The sequence below is a fragment of the Parafrankia sp. BMG5.11 genome, from assembly GCF_004337455.1.
The window spans coordinates 1-15,137 of record NZ_SJXI01000059.1 but is presented as its reverse complement, the minus strand read 5'-3'; the positions used below and the strand labels follow the sequence as shown (position 1 = coordinate 15,137).

Genomic DNA, 15,137 nt, shown 5'->3' with positions numbered 1-15,137 from the left:
GGGGTGCCCGGAAGCAACAACCGCAACAGGTTCACATCGGTGGGCAACCGAGCGGCCCGGCTCTCCCGGCGGCTCCTACGACTCCGACAGCTGCGGGCGGCCAAGTGGCGCGATCACCTCACGACCATCGCGATCAACGCTGTTCTCCTTGGCGCCGTGATCTACGGGCTGGTCGCGCTGCACGGAGACCGCGCCGCGGACCGCGGGTCCGACGCGGCGGAGCAGACCGCCCCGGCGACCATCGACCCGATCGGACCGTCGACGACGGCATCCCCGAGCGCCGACGCCGGCGTCGAGTTCCTGCAACAGGACTACCAGCCCGGCCGGTGTTACTCCTGGCAACAGCATGTCGACTCGACCTCGACCCAGGACGTTCCCTGCGCGGGTGTCCACTACTTCGAGGCGGTCGGCGACACCCGCATCCGGCCGGATCATCCGAGCGACGGCGCCTATCCCACCCCCGAGGAGTGGGATGCCGTCACCGACAAGCACTGCCTGCCCATGATCGAGAAGTATCTGGGCGGCCCGCTTGACCCCGCCGGGCGTTTCTCCGCCGGCCTGATCCGACCCCAGAAGCCCGGCTGGGAGATCGGCCAGCGCACGATCACCTGTGGCATCACCGCCGGCATGACCGAATTTGATCCGCCCGCGTTCCGCCCGTTCGAAGGAAGCGCCCGTGGCGCCGACCAGTCCATGACGCACACCGCCGGAAGCTGCTTTCGCCGTGCCGGCGACGACGGGCTGGTCGAGGCTCCCTGCGAACTCCCCCATCACGCACAGAGCGTAGGAGCGGTGAGCGCGCCGGAGACTCCGGACGGGGCCGCGCCGTCCGATACCTGGCTCAACGAGAAACTCGGGCCGCGGTGCGGCGACCTCGCCGCCCCGTACCTGGAGATCGGCCGCTTCGACGGCGCGCTCGTCGAGCCGCAGTGGAACCTGATCGCGCCGGAGAGCTGGCGTGCCGGGAGTCGCCGCACCACCTGTTTCATCGGATTCGCCGACGAGGCCGGTTCCCCCATGACGGTCACCAGTGTCATGACCACGCCAGTCGTCTGAGCACAGCCGCGACAGCCCATCATTCCGGACTGCTCGGACCGCACTCGTCGTGCAGTCCGACGCCGGATATCGATCTGACCCCAACATCCTGGAGAAAGAATGAGAAGGCTTCTCGCCGATTCCCGGAAGAGACCGGTTCGAACCGGTAGACCAGGGGAACCAGGCCGTCCCGGCCGATACCTGGTCCGATGCAGGCAGGTCGGCGTCGCCGCCGGGCTGGCCTGCCTGATCCTGGCGGGCTGTGAACCGGTCGCCGGCGGAGGGCCCGCTCCCTCGACGAGCGGAACCCCCGTCACGACCGGCTCACCCGGCCCGACGCCCACGAACACCGCGCCCCCGACGCAGTCCTCACCGTCCGCTCCGGCCTCACCGGAGACCACACCCTCGCCCGGCCCCACAGCAGACCCGACCGAAACGACACCGACGAGCTCGCCCGGGACGACGGACATTCGAATCACGCCAAAGCTGACCGTCTCCTTCATGTACCACGCGTCGTACATCAATACCCACATCACCATCGCGAATCCCGACAATCCCACCCAGGGCCCGATGCCCACCGGCACGGTCACGATTTACCAGGAAGCGGCGGCCATCGCGACGGTCCCCCTGGAGCACGACCCGTTTTCCGAGTTTCAGGACGCGGTCGCGCGGTGGAACAAGGACGTGGTGACGGGAAACCATGACTTCCGTGCCTCATACAGTGGCGACGAGCATTACCATCCCGGAGCCACGGAGTTCACCCACGAGGGACCAGCATCGGCGCTACAGGTCACGGTGCCCGAAAAGGTGATCACCGGGCAGACCCTGGTCGTGGACATCTCCCTGGACAAGGGTGTTCAGACCGCTCCTGCGACGGGCACCTTCGAGGTCCGGTGGGGCTTCGAGACCAGAACCGCTCCCGCGTCCGCGGACGGAAAAGCACAGGTCACTTTTCCCGTGTTCGCGGCCAGTCCACCTGGGAGCGCCTGGTGGGTTGACGTCAAATACATCGACGACCCGGTCTATCAGCCCACGCAGGCCCAGAAGCCCATCCTGATCTATCCGGCTGACTGACGCCGACCTGGTGCCGCGCCGCCCTCGATATCCCTGGACGGCGCGGCGCCTCGCCGGCACACCGATCGAATGCCCGCCGTTGGGCTCCAACAAAACCAATCTCCCGAGGAGACGCCGGCATGCCCGGGGACAGCGCGCCGCCCGCGCCGAAGAACGACGGCAGCAGCAACAGCGACGGCGGCAAGGACGATGGCGAGCGGGATCCGTTCGCCGGGCTCGTCCTCGACGAGACCTTCGTCGCCGGAGCCACCAGGTACGAGGCACCCGCCCGCACCAGAGCCGCGATCGCCCGCTTCGGACCGGTCGAGGAAGGACGCCCAGCCTGGCGACCGGGCCCGTCGCCTCGCCGGCGGCGAACACCATCCCGACAATCGCTCGCGACGACCGCACGCCCCCGGGCCTGGTCACCCGGCCGCATCGTCCTCGCACTGATCAGCATCGCGTTGCTCGGCTCCACCACCTACCAGTGCGCCAGGTCGAAAGTCGACAACCCACCACCCACCGCGCTGTCCGCCGACGCCCCGAGAGCGTTCTCTTCCCCCGGCGATCCGGCCACAGACGCCGACATCAGCCCAGACCTGCACCGGTGGGACTGGAAGCCCGGCCGGTGCTACCGCTGGCCCCAGGCGGCGGTCGACGTCCCCGTCGACGACGTCCCGTGCGCCGAGCCGCACCTGTTCGAAGCGGTCGGCCCCCTGGATCTGGAACCCGCCTACCCACAGGACGCCCCGTACCCGTCGGTGTCGCAGTGGACCGACATCGGGGAACGCCACTGCGGCCCGCTCATGACGCCCTACCTCGGCCGCCCGATCGACCCCTTCGGGCGCTTCGCCGCGAGCCTGATCCGCCCGCCGAAGTCCGGTTGGGAAGCCGGTGACAGAAAGGTCGTCTGCGGACTGATCTTCCGGGGCAGTAGCAAAAGCGACAACGTGTGGATCCTGAGCACGTTCTCGGGCAGCGTCAGGGGCGCCGACCAGGCACTGACCTACCCGCCGGGCACCTGCTTCCGCCACAGGGTCGACAACCATCAGGATCAGGTCCCGTGCGACCAGAGCCACCACACGCAGAGCATCGGAACGGCAACGCTGCCCGACACCACCGACGGCGGCCCGCCGTCACCCGAACGTTTCGACGAACTCGCAAAAGCCGCCTGCATGCCCCACGTCGCGCCCTACCTCGCCCATGACTTCGGCGGCGCTGCCGCCCAAGGCGGATGGCACCTGATTCGTCCCGAAAGCTGGCGCGCGGGAACACGATCCACCACCTGCACGGTCGGCCTCGTCGACCAGGCAGGCAAAGAAGTAGAGACGACCGGGCCCCTCAGCCCCACGGACACCTCGGGGACATTCACCGCATAGCCGTGGTGGGCCCTCGCCGCCGGCCAGGTCGTCGACACCAGTGGTGCCGGAGTCCTTCATCCAGCCGGCCGGCACCAGGCCCCGCAGTTCGCCGTCGCTGTCGGTCAGCTGTACCTGCCCGTCGACGGGGCCGCTTCCGCGATCCCGAAAGCCGCTGAGACACCTTCCTCGATCTCGAGCCGCGCCAGTTGTGGGTCGCTCGCAGTAGGTGCGAGATCGGTGGAGACTTCCGTCGCGGCCACGCGCAGTCGGCCCCGGTCTCCAGGCACCAGGGTGGTATCGATCTTCCGCCACCTTCCGGTGCCATCCCGGAAGTTCGTCGGACCGAGCGACATCTCTGATGTGCACGTACCGTCCGGGTTACGGAAGACGCTCGTCGTCTCGGTTCGCCGCTCCGCGACTTCGACCCGACCGGCCTTCGGGGCCGCGGTTTGCCCCGCGTCAGGCGCTGGCGGGTCCTTGACGACTGCCTCGTCGATCGGACCGATCTTCGCCGTCACCGAGGTCGGGGCCGCTCCTCGCTCGTTCCTCGCAGCCGGCTTCTCGAACGTAAGCGGCTTGTCGACGGTGGTGGGTACGGCGCCCGGCAGGTCGGGGACGGCCTTGTCGACCGCCGCCGGGGCCGGGGCCTCGACGGACTGGGTCGCCTCGGTCGGGACCTCGTGGTCGCGGCCGTCGGCGGAGCCCGAGCTGCTTTCGGGCAGGCCCATGTCCCGGAAGGGGTTCTCGAGTGCGACCGGGCGGCGGCCGCCGCCGGTGCGCTCGACGACGACCATCGCGACGACCAGGATCACCGGGATCAGCAGCAGCGAGATCGCCCGGAGTCGGCTCGGGCGGGCCCGGCGACGCCGGCGGCGGTGCGCGCGCTTGCGGGTCCGGGTCCGGGCGGGAGGCGGGGTCGGGGGCAGGCAGGTGCCGGCCGGGCATGGAGGGCTCCGAGATCGTGAGGGTGTCCGTGTGCGCGGACGTCCGGGAGTGGGCACGGTGACGAGCCGTGCCGGGAGACATCGCGGGCACGGGTGAGACCCGTGGCCGCCGCGTGTGCGGTACGCGGCGGCCACGGGGGCCGGGACGGCGGGCTCGGATGGCACCGGCCGGTCACGGCGTCGCCGAAGGTGGGCATGCGGCGGCGCCGTGACCGCCCGCCGGGAGGGGAACCCGGCAGGCGGCACGCATCAGGGACGGGAGACGGCGGGAGGACGGAACTCAGGGCGCGAGCAGTCGACGTGACGAGCCGGGAAACGTGACGGGTCGGGAAACGTGACAAGTCGAAAAGCGGTCCGGCGGAAATCACGCCGGTGACCTGCGACCGCGAAAGCAGGCGCAGCAGAGATCACGGGCAGTGCGAACTACGACGGGCGACGGGAATCCCGAGCGAGCCACCGCGCTGTGGGCTGGACGGGCGACACGGACCGCGTCCCGGTGGGCTCCGGAACGTGGTCCGTCGACCGGGAGCCGGCCAGAGCCGACATCCGGTGTCCGAATGTTTGCGGAGCGCAGCATTGCACAACTTTTGCTGCCCTGCCAAGCGGTCAGTGCAGGATCAAATACCTCTGGTAGGAGGATTTACGGACGGTGACCGGCCCGGATATTCCACGCTCATGCGCACGCCTGCGCGACGCGGCGCACGAGCCACGCACGGGCCGGCCTGGGCCAGCGGGCCGACATCGGCCCAGCCCAGCCCTCCTCCGGATGACATTCGACCGCAGATGCACCGATGATCAACAATGCGCGATCGTCGCGCCGAGTCACAGACAGCCCAACCAGGCAACTCTTTCGACCTAAACTGTTATCAAGATAACAGTCAGCGCCGAACCCTCCCGTTTCGGTAGCGGATAGTCCGGACTTTCTGTCACAGTCCTGTCTCACAACGCATCGTTCCGGCACCAACGTGGCTCGTAGTCGGCGGTCCGCCGCCGTGAGCACCTCAGAGTTCCTCACGGAGAGTGATGACCTAGAGAGCCGGCAGCCCGCTCCGGGCCGGTCTCGTGTGCCGGTCCGTGGCCCTCGAGCAGCCGTGCGGCTTCCGTCACAGCCGCACGGCGCCCGCCTGGTCCGGTGGTCGGCGAGGTTTCGCCTCCGCCGGACCAGGCCGTCCACAGACCCTGAACAGGTATTTCTTTCTCACGCGCCCCCGCGTCCGGTAGGCCGAGCACTGTCCGTCGGACGCCTCCGATCCCAGGAGTAGCGTGCCGGTGAGCCGTCATCGCCGACCTCATGAATCCCCGACCGGTCCTTCCTCTGTGCGCGAATCATCAGGTCAGCGTGTTCAGTTCAACGAGCACGGAAAGTCACGCGCACCCAGGCAGGACGCGGGTCGTCATCGTCCGCCGGGGAAAGCAGTCGCAGAAGCGGGGGCGGGCATTTCTTTCGCCCGGACCGGGGTTTTACCGGCTGTCGTTTCGGGCTCGGCTACGACACCGACACCGACACCATCACCAGCGCCATCCCCGGCACGTGGACCAGGACCGCGCCCGGCCGGTTCGGCTCGGAGGCGGGGCGGCCCGGCGGCGCGGGGCGGGTCGACCAGTGGAACCGCCCGGCACCGACGCCCCCCGCCATCCGACGAGCCTGCCTCCAGGCCCCGGGGCGCCAGGCACGCCAGGCCACCCCGACAGGCGCCGGCGCATCGGAGCCGGCGGTCGGGTGTGGTCCGCATGACGATGCTGCCGACCGCGCTCGCGGCCGCCCTGCTGTTGTTCTGCACCGCGGGGACACCCCGCGACGACGGCGGTGGTGGTGGCGACCGCGACCAGCTCGGCACCACCAGTCCGCCGCCGGTCCGCCCGGGCGACTGGGCCATGCCCGAGCTGGTCCCCAACGGTTCGACCGCGGCGCCCGACCCGGCCACCCTCACCTCGCGGTCGCTCGCCGAGGATGCCACCGCCGACCCGGCCGACGTCCATTCGACGATCACCCTGACCGCCGCCGCACGGGGCGTCCCCGCCCGCCTGCTGGCGGCCTACAAGGAGGCGGCGGACCGGCTCGCCGAGGACGCGCCAGGCTGCCATCTGCCCTGGGAGCTCCTGGCCGCCATCGGCAAGGTCGAGTCCGGGCACGCCTCCGGGCGGCCCATCGCCGCCGACGGCACCGTCACCCGCCCCATCATCGGCCCGCCCCTCAACGGCGGCGGCGGCACCGCGCTGATCCGCGACAGCGACCGCGGCGCCCTGGACGGCGACACCACCTACGACCATGCCGTCGGGCCCATGCAGTTCATCCCGACCACCTGGCGGACGGCCGGCCGCGACGGGAACGGGGACGGGCGCAAGGACCCGCACAACATCTACGACGCCACTCTGGCCGCGGGCTACTACCTCTGCGCCCACGGCCGGGACCTGGCCGACCCCGACCAGCTCCGCGCGGCGATCCTCGCCTACAACCCGTCGGACGCCTACGTCCGCACGGTCCTGACCTACCTGAACGGCTACCGGCAGGGTGGCGCAGCCGTGCTGCCCCCGTCCGCACCCGCGCCTGCGCCCGGATCCGGGTCAGGGTCAGGGTCAGGGTCAGGGTCTCCGACCCTTGACGGCGTCCCGATCGTGGAGATGACGCCGAACGGTCAGGGCGGCGAACCGTCCAGCCCGCCGGGCACGCCTCCGCCCACTGCGACGCCGAGCCCGACGCCGCCACCGCCGGCGGGGTGCGAGCCACTGCGCGCGGCCGACCTCACCGTCACCCTCACGGACCTCGATCCCGACGTCGCGGGCTACGAGTCGCTCGATCTCGCCGCGAGCCGCACGCCGTGGACGGACGTCGACGTCACCGTCGAGACGGAGGCGGACACGACGGCCGGCACGGCGATCACGACGAGCCGGCGGACCGTGCCGGCCGGCAGTGGGAGCACCGCACCGGCGCTGCTGGTGCGGATCCCCGGCCCCAGCCTCGCCGTCGCCAAGCTGGCGGACGACAGCATCGTGCTCACCCTCACCGTCGAGCCCGCGGACGGGGCCTGTCCCGCGGTCGTGCGCCTGCGCATCCGCAACGTCCATCCGGACTCGTTCGCCCCGCCGGCCGCCCCGCCACCGACCAGCGCGCCGCCGACCACCGCACCTCCCCCCGCCACGCCGCCGCCCGCCGGCACGCCATCCACCGCGCCGCCCACCACCACACCGCCGACGGCCCTGCCGCCCACCACGCAGCCCGCGACCACGCCGCCCACAGCCGGGGAACCGGCCACCGCGCCGCCCGGCGAGGCACCGCCCGCCACGACCCCGCCGGCCGGTTCGCCGCCGGCTGGCGCGCCGTCCACCGCACCGACCCCGAGCACCGTGCCGCCGGACAGCACGCTCCCGAGCACGGTCCCGACAAGCACCATGTAGAACAAGCCCGCCGGACGGCGCGGCAGCGGCCGGACGGTGCAGTCACGCGCACTTCGCCGTAAGTAGTCCCAGAACCACCCGGCGCGGTCCAGACTTGCGATCGTGCCGGCTAACGCCCTCCATGCACTCGACACGGTCATGGTGCGCGCGTTCGCGGTTCTCCGTGTGCTGAACGTCGTCGTTCTCGTCGGCTACGTCATCGTGTGGTGGTCCTGGTATGCGGAGCATCCGGCCGGGCTCGCCGCGGCCGTGGTCACCGCGGCCTGGGGTGTCGTCTTCGTGGTGGTGTGCCTCACCCGGCAGGCGCTCCCCCGCCGCCTTGTCGCCGGGAACGTGGCCCTCGCGATCGTCACCGGTGCCGGCGCGGTGCTCTGGCTGCCTCCGGATTCGGTAGGCGGCTTCGGCACCTGGGTGTTCTCCACCGCGACCCACGCGGCGGTGGTCGCCGCGGCTGTGTACGGCCGCCGCACCCACGCGGTCGTGGTCGCGGCGATGGTCGCGGCGCTCCTCGGCGGCGCGGCGGTCGCTCAGGCCACGTTGGACGATCCCGCCCTCGGCGGGAACCACACCCCGCTGAAACGAGTGGTCATCGGAGTCGTGCTGCTCGCCGGGCTCGCGCAGCTCTTCCGGCTGGCCGTCGCCCGACTGCGGGCGATCGCGCTCGACGCCGATGCCCGGCTGACCACGGCCGCGGCCGAGCAGGAGGTGGCCACGGTAGCCGCGGCCCGGCTGCGGGACGAGCGCGAGCGGGAGCGGGTGCTGCACGACACCGTCCTGAACACGCTCACCGGCATCGCCTGGGGCGGCGGCGCCCCCCAGGACGGGTCGGGCGGGGCGCCGGTGGGGCCCGGGCACCTCACCGGTGAACAGTGCCGCCACGCGATCGAGGCCGTCCGGTCGATGCTGGACGGCACCGCCGCCGGAACGCGCGACCTGGCCCAGCCGATGCGGCGGGTGGTCGCCGTCGCGCGGGCCCGCGGCCTGCGTGTGGACGTCCGGGCCCTGCCCACGACGGATCTTCCCGACGAGGTGGTGGCGGCGCTGGCCGGGTCGGCCCAGGAGCTCCTCGCCAACGTGCGCCGGCACGCCGGGACGGACCGCGCCGCGCTCGAGGTGCGCTGGCGGCGCGCCGACGGGGCGGTCACCGTCATCGTGTCGGACGAGGGGATCGGGTTCGCGGCCCGGGCCGTCCCCGGCGACCGGCTCGGCCTGGCCCGGTCGGTGCACGCACGGATGACGGAGATCGGCGGGCAGGCCACCATCACCTCCGAGCCCGGTCGCGGGACCACCGCCCGGCTGACCTGGAGCGGCGGGGAGACAGGCGGTGGACGGCCGGCGGGCCACCACGCCGCCCGTCCGGCCAGCCGCCGGCCAGCCCACCGCAGGGGCATGCGCCCGCGGCCGCGGGGACGGTGGGCCGGGTACCGGTGGACAGCGGTCCGCGTCGCCTCACGAGCCCGATCCGCCCTACCGGGCAGATCCGCCGCACAGACCCGAACCGCCTCGCGGGTACGGGTTCCGGCCGGCACCACCGCGGCCGAACTCCGGGACTCCTACGCCGCCGGCCTGCGCCGGACGGTCGCCGCCGTGACGGCGATCTGGTTCACCAGCACCGTCTTCGTACTGGTCCTCGTCGCGCCGTCCAGCCGGTCGGTGCCCGCCGCTGTGCTGCACTGGCTGTCGATGGCCCTCGTCGTGCTGCCTGCCGCCTGGACCGCCTACCGCCGGCCGCTGCGCCGCGCCGAGGCGATCATCCTGATGGTGCTGGCGCTCGCGGTGACGGCGGCGGTCGGCTTCAACATCGCGCCCACCCACACCGACGCCGCCGCGGGGACGGGCGGGCCGCCGAGCAGGATCAGCACCTGGCCGGTTCTCATCCTGCCGCTGCTGCTGGCGCTGCTCGCCGTGTCCCGGCTGTTCGTCGAGTGGATCGTGGCGATCGCCGCCACCGTGACGGTGCTCGACCTGCTCGTGCTCAGGGGCGCGGGCACCGGGCCGCTCGCGCTCGCGCAGCTGCTGACCGCGACGAACGGTCAGATCGCGATCCAGGTCATGGTGTCGATGGGCGGTCCGCTGCTGCGGCGCACCGCGGACCAGGTCGCCCGCGCCGTGGAGGCGGAGACCGCGCAGGCCGCGGCCACGCGGTCCACGGCCGCGATCCGGCAGGACCGGGCCCGCGGCCTCGCCACGGTCGAGCGGGAGGTGCTGCCGCTGCTGGAGGCGGTCGCCGACGGGCTGCTCGACCCCGGTGACCCGGCGGTGCGCGAGCGGTGCGGCCGGCACGCCACGGCCGTCCGGCGGGCACTGGTGACGGGTGCGACCGGGGCGCTGGGCAGTCTCGCCGAGCCCGTCTTCGAGGCGCGGGCGCGCGGGCTGGACCTTGAGGTGCAGGTGGTTGGCGAGGCACCGCGGATTCCCGCGCGGGTGAGCGAGCGGCTCGCCGCCGTGCTGCCCGGGCTGCTGCGCGCAGTCCCGGCGGCGGGGGCGGAGCACGCCGTCCTCACGCTGATCTGCGAGGAGGGCGACGGGCGGCTGTTCCTGACCTATCCGGCGGCGGCCCCGCCGGAGCTGACCGCGCTGACCGGGATCGCCGGTGGCGAGGTGTTCCCGGTCAGCGAGGTGCTCTCGGTCAGCGCGGACGCCGACGACGGCCAGGTGTGCGTGGAGGTCGCCTGGTCGGCCGGCCGGGAGGTCAGGCTCGGTCGGAGCTGAAGCCGCCCGGTCGGCCGGGAGGTCAGGCCCGGTCGGAGCTGAACCGGACGGCGCCGGCGCCGAGCACCGCGCCCGGGAACACCCTGGCCCCGGCGCGCAGCTCGTTGCCCGGCTCGATCACGGCGCCGTCGCCGATGACGACGTTCTCGAGCACCACCCCGTTGCCGATCACCGCCTCGCGTCCGACGACGCTGTCGCGCACATACGCGCCCGCCCCGACGGACGCCCGGTCGAACAGCACCGAGCCGTCGATGCGCGCGCCGGTGCCGACCGAGGCACCCGCCCCGATCGTCGAGCCGCCGCCGATCTTGGCGTCGGTGGCCACCGTGGACCCGGGCAGCACGAGGCGGTCCCCGACCGGGCCGGGCAGCGCCGAGGACGGCATCCGCCCGGTGACGAGGTCCCGCGAGCCCAGGACGAACGCCGCCGGGGTCCCGAGGTCGAGCCAGTAGGTGTCGTCCGGGTAGCCGACCACCGGCACCCCGGCGGCGAGCAGGGACGGGAAGGTCTCCCGCTCGACCGAGACCGGACGTCCCGCGGGAATGGTGTCGATGAGCGAGCGGCGGAAGACGTAGCAGCCGGCGTTGATGAGGTTGGTGGGGGGATCGGGGGTCTTCTCGAGGAAGGCGGTGACCCGGCCGGCGGGGTCGGTCGGGACGACACCGAAGGCCCGCGGGTCCTCGACCCTGGTGAGGTGGAGGGTGACGGCCGCGTCGGCGGTGATGTGCCGCTCGACGAGGGCGCCGATGTCGAGGCCGGAGAGGATGTCGCCGTTGAAGATGACCACCGGCTCGTCGGCGCCGGAGCGCAGCCGGCTGGCGACGTTGCGGATGGCGCCGCCGGTGCCCAGCGGCTCGGTCTCGGTGACGTATTCGAGTTCGAGGCCGTGCCCGGAACCGTCACCGAAGTGCTCCTCGAAGACCTCGGCCCGGTACGAGGTGGCGAGGACCACCCGGGTGATTCCCGCGTCGCGGGCACGGGCGAGCATGTGGGCCGTCACCGGCACGCCGGCGACCGGCAACATCGGCTTCGGCGCCGACATCGTCAACGGGCGGAGACGGGTTCCCTGCCCGCCGACCAGCATCACTGCGTCCATGAGGCGTCAGTGTCGCAGAGCACGTCCGAGTCGGTTGCGTGTGCCCGGCCGGGTGACCCCCATGCTCAACGAGAGGCCACAGGCTGGACACGCATCGTCGGGTCGACGTTCATGTCCCGCAGTGGCCAACGTGGCCTCAGCGTGGCTTGCGGGCGGAGGTGAGCAGCTCGGCGGACCGGGTCGCGCGCGCGCCGGCGCTGTCGCGCGCGAACGCCAGCGCCAGCGCCAGCCGCGCGCCGAGGCCGACGGTGAGCGCCACGCGCAGCGGCAGCTGGCCCGGCCTGTCGTACTGCCGGCACAGGTAGCGGATCATGCTCCGGTGGTGGGCGACCACCATCTTCCGCGACGACCGCTTCGTCGAGTGCCCACCGAGGTGCTCGACGACCGCCGACGGGACGTAGACGAGCTGCCGGTCGGCCAGCCCGATGCGCCGGCCCAGGTCGACGTCCTCCATGAACATGAAGTACGACTCGTCGAAACCGCCGACGCCCTCGAAGACCTCCCGGCGCAGCAGCTGGCAGGAACCGGAAAGCCAGCCGGCCGTCATCTCCCGCGGGGCCCCGCGCTCGCGGCGGTAGGACGCCGTCCACGGGTTCGTCGGCCAGCACCAGCCGAACAGGGCGTGGCCGATGCCACGCCCGAGGGAGGGCAGGTCGCGGGCGGAGGGGTAGAGGGCACCGTCCGGGTTGGTGATGCCAGGGCCGAAGGCGCCGCCACCGGGCCAGCGGTCGGCGGCGGCGATCAGCTCGTCGAGGCTGCCGGGCGCGAAGGCGATGTCGGCGTTGGCGACAAGCAGCCAGGGAGCGGAGGCTCCGGCCGCCCCGCGGTTCGCCGCGGTGCCGTAGCCGAGGTTGCGGCCGGGGCGCAGCAGGGTGACCTCGGGCCGCTCACCGGCGGCGCGGGTGCCGACATCCACCTGCGGCGAGTTGTCGACCACGACGACCTCGTAGGGGCGGGTGGTCGACTTCGTCAGCGAGTCCAGGAAGGTCCCGATGATCTCCCCGGAACGGAAGGTGACGACGATGACCCGGATCTCCGCCTTGTCCACCGGGGAACCGTAGCGCGTCAGCCGCCGGCCGCCGCACCGGCCCGGTAGGCCGGGTGGTCAGGCGTCGGACCGGGGTGGTTCAGGCGTCGGCCACCGCGCGGGCGTAGCTCGCCAGGTGGGCCTCCGCGGAGGCCGCCCAGGTGAACTCGTGGGACCGGGCGAGCCCGGCCGCGGCGAGCTGGGCGCGACGCTCGGCGTCGTCGAGCAGCGCGCTCATCTCACGGGCGATCGAGTCCGGGTCGGGCTGGGTGTAGGCGACCGCGTCGCCGCCCACCTCGGGCAGCGAGAGGCGCGGGGTCGTCAGCACGGGGGCGCCGCAGGCCATCGCCTCCAGCACCGGCAGGCCGAAGCCCTCGCCGTGCGACGGATAGGCGACCAGCTCCGAACCGCCCAGATAGCCCGGGAGATCGGAGAAACGCAGGTAGCCGGGCCGGATCACCCGCAGATGGCTCGGCACCGAGGCGACGGCCGCGTCGACGTCGTCATCCCAGCCGGAACCACCGGCCAGCACGAGCGCCGGGGGCTCGTCGCGCCAGTGCACCGCCTCCGCCCAGCCGCGAATCAGGTTCGGGACGTTCTTGCGCGGCTCGAGCATTCCGAGGAAGGCCACGTAACGGGTGTCACCGAGACCGAGGCGCAGCCGCACCCGGCGCCGGTCCTCCTCCGTCGGCGGGTGGAACGTGGTCGTGTCCACCCCGTGATAGGCGACGTCGGTCGTCGTCGACTCGCCCTCGAGGACGCGGACGAGCTCGTCGCGCGTTGCCTTCGACGGGACGATGATGCGGCTCGCCCGGCGCACCGCCGTCCGCATCGCCGACCGGAAGAACGTGCCCTTCACCGCCGTGTGCATCTCCGGCTCGGTGAAGAAGGTGACGTCATGGATCGTCACGCACACCGGCCGCTGCGCGCGCAGTGGCATCGTGTAGTGCGGCGAGTGGATGACGTCCGCATTGACCTGTTCGGCGACGAGCGGAAGACCTGTCTGCTCCCACGCCAGCCTAGCCGGCCGGTGCGCGATGGCCGCCGGGCCCGACAGGACGGTCGCCCGCGGCGCCATCCGGCTGTAACGTTCCTCGTCCGATCGCTGGCACACCAGCGCCATGTCGGCGCCGGCCGCGCCCAGAGCAGCGACGAGCCCGTCGACATACCGCCCGACACCACCGCGGTCGGCCGGAACCGAGGTCGCATCAACGAGCACCCGGGGTCCCACGGCGCTCCTTCCGAGACGTGCCGCCTGATTCAGTGTGGCCGCTTGCTTCTCAACGGGGGCAACACTACGCCCGCCCGTCGTCGGCGACGGACACGGCAGGGGAGCCGCTGATTCGACGGTAGAGCTCCCAGCACGATCGCGCCGCCCCATTCCAGGTATATCCCGCCGCGCGGACCCGTCCGGAACGCGACAGACGACTGTGTAGCCGGGGATTCTGGACGATACGCGCGAGCGCCTCGGCGAAGCCGGCCGGATCACCGATCCGGGCCACCAGTGCCGCGTCGCCGGCGACCTCGACAAGAGCCGGCGTGTCGGAGACGACCACCGGCACCCCGTGCGCCATCGCCTCGATGACCGGCAGGCCGAAGCCCTCGGAACGGCTGGGCGCTACCAGCATCGTCGCCCGCGAGAGCACGACGGCGAGATCTTCGTCACTGATCCGGCCGAGACCAAGGAATCGCCCGGACGCGGCAAGATCGGCGAAACCCCCCGGCCCGGTCGCGTCGGGACCGAGATCACCCCATCCGGCGGCCCCGACGTGCACCAGCGGAAGGTCGGGGGCGTCCGGATGGCGCAGGGCGGCGAGCAGGGTGTCCAGGCCCTTGCGCGGCTCCATCGTCGCCAGGGTGAGCAAATACCCCCGTTCGGGAAGGCCCAGCCGGGCGGCCCGGCGGTCCGCGTCCGGCGGCACCCGCAGCACCGCCTCGGCGACCCCCTCACCGATCACGTGCAGCCGCTGCGCGTCAATCGGCAGATGTTCCCGGATGTCAGCCGCGACGGCCCGGGTCGGCACGATCACCGCGTCGGCGTGGCGGGCGACCCGCTCCCCCATCTCCCGGTGCCAGCGGACCCCGTGCGGCGTCAGGGTCTCGGGATGGGTCCACGGGACGGCGTCGTGCACGGTGACCACCAGCCGCGGCCGGGCACGGGTGACGCGGGTGGCACGGTCCCACCGGACGGGTGGGGGCACGAGCAGCGTCGGCGCGTGGACGACGTCCACCCCGGTCGGGCCCGGGCCCGCGCCGCGCGCCCAGGCGGCGGCGAGCGCCCGCCGCGGCAGGCCCAGGCGCAGCGGCCCGAGGACGCCCGGCAGGGCCGCCGCGGAGGTGTCACGCCGGAAGGCACACCACCCGACGACGCCGTCCCCGGGATCCGCCGTCCGGGCCAGGGCGGCGGCGAGCTCCGCGGAGTACCTTCCGGTCCCCCCGGGGACCGGCGCCAGAATCTGCTCGACCAGGAAACCGACCCGCATCCCGCCAGTCTCCCCCCCCCCCCCCCCCCC

The 15,137-nt window shown here is 72.6% G+C and carries 11 protein-coding genes; 5 read left to right on the top strand and 6 right to left on the bottom strand.

The features are described 5' to 3' along the window. Nucleotides 1–3: 3 nt before the first annotated feature. From E0504_RS33035 to E0504_RS33025, 3 genes are all read left to right on the top strand, one after another. The gene (locus tag E0504_RS33035) at nt 4–1,056 is read left to right on the top strand and encodes a septum formation family protein (protein ID WP_235013655.1); all 1,053 of its coding nucleotides are present in this window, start codon (nt 4–6) and stop codon (nt 1,054–1,056) included. Between the two features lie 480 nt (nt 1,057–1,536). Further along, on the top strand, nt 1,537–2,109 hold the full coding sequence (locus tag E0504_RS33030; protein WP_112104939.1) for an Ig-like domain repeat protein: 573 nt from the start codon (nt 1,537–1,539) through the stop codon (nt 2,107–2,109). A 119-nt stretch (nt 2,110–2,228) separates the two neighbouring features. After that, complete coding sequence (locus E0504_RS33025) at nt 2,229–3,467, top strand: septum formation family protein (protein WP_112104938.1); 1,239 nt, start codon at nt 2,229–2,231, stop codon at nt 3,465–3,467. Nucleotides 3,468–3,571: 104 nt separating this feature from the next. Here the strand turns inward: E0504_RS33025 and E0504_RS33020 are convergent, their stop codons facing one another. Both E0504_RS33020 and E0504_RS50640 read right to left on the bottom strand, forming a co-directional pair. Next, on the bottom strand, nt 3,572–4,261 hold the full coding sequence (locus E0504_RS33020) for a hypothetical protein (protein ID WP_112104937.1): 690 nt from the start codon (nt 4,259–4,261) through the stop codon (nt 3,572–3,574). 1,618 nt (nt 4,262–5,879) lie between these two features. Continuing rightward, nucleotides 5,880–6,029, bottom strand: coding sequence for a hypothetical protein (locus E0504_RS50640; protein ID WP_160144229.1), 150 nt, complete (start codon nt 6,027–6,029; stop codon nt 5,880–5,882). A gap of 95 nt (nt 6,030–6,124) precedes the next feature. On the opposite strand from E0504_RS50640, the gene E0504_RS51480 reads away from it, so the two are divergent. Beyond that, on the top strand, nt 6,125–7,789 hold the full coding sequence (locus tag E0504_RS51480; protein WP_243657731.1) for a lytic transglycosylase domain-containing protein: 1,665 nt from the start codon (nt 6,125–6,127) through the stop codon (nt 7,787–7,789). A 102-nt stretch (nt 7,790–7,891) separates the two neighbouring features. Next, the gene (locus tag E0504_RS33010) at nt 7,892–10,501 is read left to right on the top strand and encodes an ATP-binding protein (RefSeq protein ID WP_243657730.1); all 2,610 of its coding nucleotides are present in this window, start codon (nt 7,892–7,894) and stop codon (nt 10,499–10,501) included. 22 nt (nt 10,502–10,523) lie between these two features. Here E0504_RS33010 and E0504_RS33005 read toward each other — a convergent pair whose 3' ends face one another. The 4 genes from E0504_RS33005 to E0504_RS32990 all read right to left on the bottom strand — a co-directional run bounded on the left by E0504_RS33005 (nt 10,524) and on the right by E0504_RS32990 (nt 15,107). Then, nucleotides 10,524–11,597, bottom strand: coding sequence for a sugar phosphate nucleotidyltransferase (locus tag E0504_RS33005; RefSeq protein WP_071067010.1), 1,074 nt, complete (start codon nt 11,595–11,597; stop codon nt 10,524–10,526). 136 nt (nt 11,598–11,733) lie between these two features. Further along, the gene (locus E0504_RS33000; protein ID WP_071067009.1) at nt 11,734–12,645 is read right to left on the bottom strand and encodes a glycosyltransferase family 2 protein; all 912 of its coding nucleotides are present in this window, start codon (nt 12,643–12,645) and stop codon (nt 11,734–11,736) included. Nucleotides 12,646–12,724: 79 nt separating this feature from the next. After that, entirely contained in the window at nt 12,725–13,855 is a 1,131-nt protein-coding gene (locus E0504_RS32995) for a glycosyltransferase family 1 protein (RefSeq protein WP_020463323.1), read from the bottom strand. Between the two features lie 64 nt (nt 13,856–13,919). After that, a complete protein-coding gene (locus E0504_RS32990; RefSeq protein WP_112108868.1) occupies nt 13,920–15,107 on the bottom strand; it encodes a glycosyltransferase family 1 protein in 1,188 nt (395 codons plus the stop codon). Nucleotides 15,108–15,137: the final 30 nt, after the last annotated feature.

Coding starts and splice junctions, on each gene's coding strand:
- E0504_RS33030 (WP_112104939.1), top strand. CDS start 1,537: ATGTACCACGCGTCGTACATCAATACCCACATCACCATCGCGAATCCC.
- E0504_RS33025 (WP_112104938.1), top strand. CDS start 2,229: ATGCCCGGGGACAGCGCGCCGCCCGCGCCGAAGAACGACGGCAGCAGC.
- E0504_RS50640 (WP_160144229.1), bottom strand. CDS start 6,029: ATGGCGGGGGGCGTCGGTGCCGGGCGGTTCCACTGGTCGACCCGCCCC.
- E0504_RS51480 (WP_243657731.1), top strand. CDS start 6,125: ATGACGATGCTGCCGACCGCGCTCGCGGCCGCCCTGCTGTTGTTCTGC.
- E0504_RS33005 (WP_071067010.1), bottom strand. CDS start 11,597: ATGGACGCAGTGATGCTGGTCGGCGGGCAGGGAACCCGTCTCCGCCCG.
- E0504_RS32990 (WP_112108868.1), bottom strand. CDS start 15,107: ATGCGGGTCGGTTTCCTGGTCGAGCAGATTCTGGCGCCGGTCCCCGGG.